7 protein-coding genes and 1 pseudogene are annotated in these 7,153 nt (G+C 48.5%); 5 read left to right on the top strand and 3 right to left on the bottom strand.

Annotated features, from left to right (window positions below; translation table 11 throughout):
- The 3 genes and pseudogenes from MHN01_RS11615 to MHN01_RS11605 all read left to right on the top strand — a co-directional run.
- A pseudogene (locus tag MHN01_RS11615) lies at nucleotides 1-186 on the top strand (glycosyl transferase); the annotation flags it as partial.
- 11 nt (nucleotides 187-197) lie between these two features.
- Nucleotides 198-854 carry an acyltransferase gene (locus MHN01_RS11610; protein ID WP_239411500.1) on the top strand — a complete coding sequence of 219 codons (657 nt, stop codon included), beginning with the start codon at nucleotides 198-200 and terminating at the stop codon, nucleotides 852-854.
- A gap of 31 nt (nucleotides 855-885) precedes the next feature.
- Nucleotides 886-2,268 (top strand): MATE family efflux transporter, encoded by a 1,383-nt coding sequence (locus MHN01_RS11605; RefSeq protein ID WP_239411499.1) that lies wholly within the window; start codon nucleotides 886-888, stop codon nucleotides 2,266-2,268.
- Between the two features lie 23 nt (nucleotides 2,269-2,291).
- Here the strand turns inward: MHN01_RS11605 and zntR are convergent, their stop codons facing one another.
- Nucleotides 2,292-2,759, bottom strand: coding sequence for a Zn(2+)-responsive transcriptional regulator (gene zntR, locus MHN01_RS11600; RefSeq protein ID WP_239411498.1), 468 nt, complete (start codon nucleotides 2,757-2,759; stop codon nucleotides 2,292-2,294).
- Nucleotides 2,760-2,994: 235 nt separating this feature from the next.
- Between zntR and purH the strand changes: the two genes are divergently transcribed.
- Together purH and purD are read left to right on the top strand one after the other, a co-directional pair.
- The gene (purH, locus tag MHN01_RS11595) at nucleotides 2,995-4,602 is read left to right on the top strand and encodes a bifunctional phosphoribosylaminoimidazolecarboxamide formyltransferase/IMP cyclohydrolase (RefSeq protein WP_239411497.1); all 1,608 of its coding nucleotides are present in this window, start codon (nucleotides 2,995-2,997) and stop codon (nucleotides 4,600-4,602) included.
- Nucleotides 4,603-4,715: 113 nt separating this feature from the next.
- Nucleotides 4,716-6,005, top strand: a complete 1,290-nt coding sequence (gene purD / locus MHN01_RS11590; RefSeq protein WP_239411496.1) for a phosphoribosylamine--glycine ligase — start codon at nucleotides 4,716-4,718, stop codon at nucleotides 6,003-6,005.
- A gap of 92 nt (nucleotides 6,006-6,097) precedes the next feature.
- On the opposite strand, the gene MHN01_RS11585 is transcribed toward purD, so the two are convergent.
- Entirely contained in the window at nucleotides 6,098-6,796 is a 699-nt protein-coding gene (locus MHN01_RS11585) for a DUF1481 domain-containing protein (protein ID WP_239411495.1), read from the bottom strand.
- 41 nt (nucleotides 6,797-6,837) lie between these two features.
- Nucleotides 6,838-7,110, bottom strand: coding sequence for a nucleoid-associated protein HU-alpha (gene hupA, locus MHN01_RS11580; protein WP_039458747.1), 273 nt, complete (start codon nucleotides 7,108-7,110; stop codon nucleotides 6,838-6,840).
- Nucleotides 7,111-7,153: the final 43 nt, after the last annotated feature.

Genomic DNA, 7,153 nt, shown 5'->3' with positions numbered 1-7,153 from the left:
CATTGGCCTCACCCTAAAGAGGTCTCAGATCATGAAAACGCATCAAATAATGCAGCTAAAACGATTCATAATAAATATAACCTATGGCAAACAAGTTTTTACAACGTGAAGCATAAAGGTGAACCTTTACCGCTGAATAAAATCATTCAAATTCATAAAAACAACCAGAATGCTAGCTACGCATAGAGGATATCATCATGCCATGCGTCTATGAAAACATTTACCCCATAAGCCAAGATAAATCATCTTCATTAATTAACGAAAAATATTATGAACATATCATTTTAAGTGAAAATAATTCATTTATTGGTACTCCTCACATAGCATTCACACTTGTTCGGGATTCGAGCAATTATCACTATGATGCAGAACGTCAGGAAATAAACAGTGATGACTTCAAAGGCTGTATATCAATTGGTTCAAGCAGCACATTATATTCAGAAGATAACTTAGGTTTTGAAAATCGCCCCGTAAGGTTAACCGTTGTTAAAGTTAATCAGCAGCCGGCAGGAAAAATTATCATTGGTGATAATGTCATGCTGCAAGGAACTGCGATCATTTGCTACAACGCCGTAGAGATTGGCAACAATGTTTTGTTTGGCCCTAAAGTAACTATTATGGATAGCAGTGGACACCCCATTAGATGCCGAGGCAACCACAATGAAGCTGCTCGAACGACTTCAGCAAAAGTTACGATTAAAGATAACGCGTGGATTGGTATGGGGGCAACAATATTAAAAGGCGTCACAATAGGTGAAAATAGTGTCGTAAGTGCGAACAGTGTGGTTTTCGGCAGTATCCCAGATAACTGCATTGCAATAGGCAATCCGGCAACAGTTGTAAAACACCTATAAGTTCACCTTCTAAATTAAAAAAGCTATCATCATGACAATAACCAGCAGTCACAGAGTCGCTAACTCATCGTTATATACTTTACTAAAGCTGGCGATTCCGATTACATTACAAACAGCCCTTTTTTCAAGCAAAAGTATTATCGACAACTTAATGCTGGGAAAATTAAGTGTATATGATATTGCTGCGATTGGTTTTGCATCTAAAGCACAATTAGTTATTACCTTTTTCATTATTGGTATCAGTATTGGCGGAGGCCAAGTTGCTGCTCAGTGTTGGGGAGCAGTAAAGTCTGATGATAGTAAGTTTAAAAAAACCATTATCATAATACTGCTGCTTAGTTTTATTTCAGCTTTTACTTTCTTTGTTCCACTGTCTTATTTATCCAAAGACATAATGGCAATAGGCACACAGTCGAATGAAATAATAACAAGAGGAAGTGATTACCTTCAAATCATTGCCTATAGTTTATTCTTTTTTGCTTATACATCTACCCTCGCCACAGGCCTGCGTGTGATGCACCAACCCATGATTGCCACAGTGATCAGTACGATTGGTGTCGGTCTCAATATACTTCTTAACTGGCTGCTCATCTTCGGTCACTGGGGGGGGCCTGCTATGGGAATAAAAGGGGCTGCTATCGGTACCTTGATCAGTGCCATAATTGAAACACTATGCCTCTTTGCCTGGTTACTATATCAGCGCCATCGCTTGGCTTTTCTCCCGTTAAAATTATTAAGAGCAATCACATCACTAGATATTAAGACCGTCACTCACCTGTCGATGACTGCTGCAATCAACAGTATTGTTTGGGCATTAGGGATATTTGCTTTTCACGCTTTACTGGGAAACACCAATGCCAATCTATTGATCGCACTTGCTGTGTTATCACCAATCGAAGCGCTGGCGATGGCATTGCTGATCGGGTTATCAAGTGCTGCATCGGTCATTATTGGTAACCATGTGGGAGCGGAAAGGTATGATATAGCCAAAAAAGATAGCAACAGAATGTTACTGGTGAGCATTATTTTTGGTGTGTTAACTGCCCTGGCTTTATGGGTGGCACAAGCAACCATCATAGACCTGTTCTATAACGAAACCTCTAGTGCACGAGCTTTAACAGAACAACTATTCACCATCATGGTGTTATCTATCGCCATTAAAAGTCTGTCAATGATGTTTATCGTCGGTATTTTGCGAGCCGGAGACGATGCGCGCTTTTGTTTATACACCGACATATTTTCTCAGTGGGTGTTCTTATTACCTTGCACCACCTTTCTCGCTTATGTCTTGCAACTTGATGCGGTCCTCCTCTACAGCTTAATCATCATAGAAGAAAGTCTGAAAATACTTATTTGTATAATGAGACTGCGCTCAGGGAAGTGGATAACCAATCTATCTAATTGTATGAGTTAGAGTGTATAACATAATTAAATCAGTTACTCCTCTCTACAGCGACCAGAGCAACACTGAACACTGAGATCCGGCTTGTCTGCCTCGTCATCGTGATCTTCCAGCGCTTCTAGGATAGAACAATGGCTGGCATTGTCATCAACATGGCCACAGCAGGCATCATTGATTTTTTTGAGGGCCAGGCGAATACGCCTGAGCTCAGCCATTTTTTTATCAACTTCGGCTAGTTTTGCCTGGGTAATAGCTTTGACTTCCGCACAGCTATGCTGGCAGGCCTCGAGCCGAATATCCAGCAGCTCGCGAATTTCATCCAGACTCAGACCGATGGCCTTAGAGCGCATAATAAACTTCACCCGTGACAAATCGGCTTCGTTATAAAGTCGATATCCGCTCTCACTACGCCCGGCAGGTTCAAGCAGACCATTTTTCTCGTAGAACCGTAACGTGTCACTGCTGACATCACACAGCTTTGCCAGCTGTCCTATCAAATACATACCCAACCCATTTCTTTATAGATACCAACACCTGCGGTTAACATCGGTAAAACACAAAAAGCAAACGTTTGCGTGATGTCGGATTTCATGTAATATATGCGCCATCAACAAAAATCACAGCCCTTACCGGAGAGCTGGCGCTCTTCGATTCTAATGAGGGTATTTGCCAAAATCCAGCACCAATATTGTGGTGGTTTTTGGCAAATATTCCCCGTGTATAAAAGAGATGGTAGCAATGGAAAACGCTCGTCCTATTCGCCGTGCGCTGATCAGCGTATCTGACAAAACTGGTATTGTTGAGTTCGCACAAGCTCTTGCCAACCGTGGTGTTGACATCCTTTCTACTGGCGGTACGGCTCGTCTACTTGCCGAGCAAGGTATCAAGGTCACCGAAGTATCTGATTATACTGGCTTCCCGGAAATGATGGACGGCCGGGTCAAGACCCTTCACCCGAAAGTACACGGTGGCGTTCTGGGTCGTCGCGGCCAGGACGATGAGGTCATGGCTCAACACGGTATCGACCCGATTGATATGGTGGTGGTAAACCTGTATCCATTTGCCCAGACAGTAGCCAAGGCAGGCTGTACGCTGGAAGACGCGGTTGAAAATATTGATATCGGCGGCCCGACCATGGTTCGCTCGGCGGCGAAAAACCACAAAGATGTCACCATTGTGGTAAATGCCCATGACTATGACCGCGTTCTGGCCGAGCTGGAAGCCAACAGCGGCTCTTTGACCCATGCTACCCGCTTTGATCTTGCTATCGCCGCCTTTGAGCACACCGCCGCCTATGACGGCATGATCGCCAACTATTTCGGTACTATGGTGCCGTCATACGGTGACAACAAGGAAGGGGATGAACCTTCTCCTGAAAACAAAAGTAAATTCCCGCGTACCTTCAATCAGCAGTTCGAGAAGAAGCAGGACATGCGCTACGGAGAGAACAGCCATCAGGCCGCAGCTTTCTATGTAGAAGCAAATCCGGAAGAAGCCTCTGTGTCTACAGCACGCCAAATCCAGGGCAAGGCGCTTTCTTACAACAACATCGCTGATACCGATGCTGCGCTTGAGTGTGTGAAAGAGTTCGACCAGCCAGCCTGTGTCATCGTCAAACACGCCAACCCTTGTGGTGTGGCACTGGGCGACAACATTCTCGAAGCCTACAACCGTGCTTACCAGACGGACCCGACATCAGCCTTTGGCGGCATCATTGCCTTCAACCAGGAGCTGGATGCCGAAACCGCGCAGGCGATTGTCGAGCGCCAGTTCGTGGAAGTGATCATCGCGCCGTCTGTATCTGAAGCTGCTATCAAAGTTGTTGCAGCGAAGAAAAACGTTCGCCTGCTAGAGTGCGGCCAGTGGTCAGCCAAGACTACAGGCTTTGACGTCAAGCGCGTTAACGGCGGCCTGCTGGTGCAAGACCGTGACCAGGGTATGGTTAGCCAGGACGACCTGAAAGTGGTTTCCAAGCGTCAGCCAAGTGACGAAGAGCTACGTGATGCCCTGTTCTGCTGGAAAGTCGCGAAGTACGTTAAGTCGAACGCAATTGTCTACGCCAAGGGCAATATGACTATCGGCGTCGGTGCCGGTCAAATGAGCCGCGTGTATTCGGCGAAAATTGCCGGTATCAAGGCCGCGGACGAAAACCTGGAAGTTGCCGGTAGCGTGATGGCATCTGATGCCTTCTTCCCGTTCCGCGACGGTATTGATGCGGCGGCCGAAGCAGGCATTAAGTGTGTTATCCAGCCGGGCGGCTCGATGCGCGACCAGGAAGTGATTGACGCCGCCGACGAACACGGCATGGCAATGATCTTTACGGGTATGCGCCACTTCCGCCACTAATTTTTTGGTTCTCCCCCTTATCAAGGGGGAGTCAGAGGGGGTTGATGTACTTGCGTGCCATAACCCCTCCCAACCTCCCCTTAAAAAGGGGAGGAGTAATCAAAGGAAAGATTATGAACGTATTAGTCATTGGTTCTGGCGGCCGCGAACATGCGCTAGGCTGGAAAGCAGCACAAAATCCAAATGTAGACACTGTATATGTGGCACCGGGAAATGCCGGTACGGCACTGGAGCCCAAACTGGAAAACGTTGCTATCGGTGTTGAGGATATTGCCGGCCTGGTTGCCTTTGCCAAGGAGAAAGCCATTGAGCTGACCATCGTCGGCCCTGAGGCTCCACTGGTTATCGGCGTTGTCGATGCTTTCCGCGAGGCCGGCCTGCCAATCTTCGGTCCGACACAAGCTGCCGCTCAGCTAGAAGGCTCCAAAGCATTTACCAAGGACTTTTTGGCTCGCCATAAGATCCCAACAGGTTCATACGCTAATTTCACCGAAATCGAACCTGCCCTGGCTTATGTACGTGAGCAAGGTGCGCCTATCGTGGTGAAAGCCGATGGTTTAGCCGCTGGTAAAGGCGTCATTGTCGCGATGACCCTTGAAGAAGCGGAAGATGCGATTAAAGACATGCTGGCAGGTAACGCCTTTGGTGAAGCCGGTAGCCGCGTGGTGATTGAAGAGTTCCTTGAAGGCGAAGAAGCCAGCTTTATCGTCATGGTCGACGGCGCTAGCGTCCTGCCTATGGCCACCAGCCAGGATCACAAGCGTGTGGGCGACAAGGACACCGGCCCGAATACCGGGGGGATGGGTGCCTACTCCCCTGCCCCTGTGGTCACACCTGAAATTCATGAGCGTATTCTGGAAGAGGTTATCTATCCGACAGTGCGTGGTATGGATGCAGAAGGTCACCCGTATACCGGTTTCCTTTATGCCGGCCTGATGATTGCCGCTGACGGTACCCCGAAGGTGATCGAATACAACTGCCGCTTTGGCGATCCGGAAACCCAGCCAATCATGATGCGTATGGAGTCGGATCTGGTCGAGCTTTGCCTCATGGCGATTGACGAGAAGCTTGATCAGGCTGAATCGAAGTGGGATCCGCGCGCTTCAATCGGCGTGGTACTTGCTGCTGGTGGCTACCCGGCTGACTATGCCAAGGGCGACGTAATCACCCTGCCTGCAGAACAGGCTGACGGTCAGAAAATTTTCCATGCCGGTACCACGAACAACGCTGATGGTGAGCTTGTGACAAACGGCGGCCGTGTTCTTTGTGCCACGGCCCTGGGAAATACGGTCTCAGAAGCCCAGCAACGTGCCTATGCGCTGACCAAACAGGTAAGCTGGAACGGTATGTTCCATCGCAATGACATCGGTTACCGTGCGATAAAGCGCGAGCAACAGGCATAGCGCCACCGAACGATACCAATAAATAAAAAAACGCGCTGACTCAGCGCGTTTTTTATTTCGCGTCCCGTAGGAGCACAAACAAGTATCAGAGCTTAATTGCCGAGCAAGACAGGAGGATCTATACATTGCTTGCCGTCGCCAGCCAGCATCAGCAATTGGTTTGCCTCGATACTCTCGCGACGCACCTTACCGGATACTGCGATAAAGCGGTTCTGCCCCTGCTGGCTAAGCTGCCGGGCGGTAAATTCGGGTAAGGCCGGGGCAAAGCTCATCGCCATCGGCTTGTCCGTTCCACAACGTGTCAGACGATTCCCCTGCCAGTGCCCCTGTATCAGAGACAGGCCGTCTTTGCGCTGCTCTCTGACAACACGGATGGCATTCTTGGCCTGCTGGGTTAGCTGGTAGAGCTGAGAGTCAGACAATGGCAGAACAGCCCCGTCTACGGAGTAGCGCTGAAAGACCGCGCTTCCCTGGGTGTCATAGCGAACATGAAGGGTAAAGGGCTTAAGGGTATTCTCGTACAACCGAGTTCCCTCACGCTTGATCTCGCGTAACTTGCCGTCACGCCAGCGATAATCAGATTGGTATTGGCCGTAGTCTCCGGCTGTCACCACTTCGGCCAGCTTCACCGGACGGTTTTGCTGCGAGGTGTACCAGTACAGTGACGTCGCATCGCCCATCGTCTGGCCGCCAGTATGGGTCAGAATAGGGGTGATGGTATTTTCGGGAACAGAGGTAGTTTCACATCCAGCCAGGAGCGAGATAAGAAAAAAAGGAAGAAGACGTTTCATAACAATAGCTCCGCCAGGTGAATCACCTGGCGGAGTATAGATTATTTCACTGAGTCTTTCAGTGCTTTACCCGCTACGAATGCAGGAACGTTCGCAGCTGCAATCTGGATTTCCTGACCAGTTTGCGGGTTGCGGCCAGTGCGTGCTGCGCGGTGGTTTACTTTAAATGTACCAAAGCCAATTAGTTGAACCTGGTCACCTTCCTTAAGCGCGTCAGTGATACCGTCTAGAGTTGACTCTAGTGCTACTTTCGCTTGAGCTTTAGAAAGATCTGCTTTTTCAGCGATCAGGTCAATAAGTTGGGTCTTGTTCATTAGGTTTCCCTTCTAAGGTTTTTCTTCAGACGCATCAACTCTA

It is taken from the genome of Photobacterium sp. OFAV2-7, assembly GCF_022347985.1.
Lineage (GTDB): Bacteria > Pseudomonadota > Gammaproteobacteria > Enterobacterales > Vibrionaceae > Photobacterium.
The sequence above is the reverse complement of the archived record's forward strand: the minus strand, read 5'-3'. Positions and strand labels throughout refer to the sequence as shown.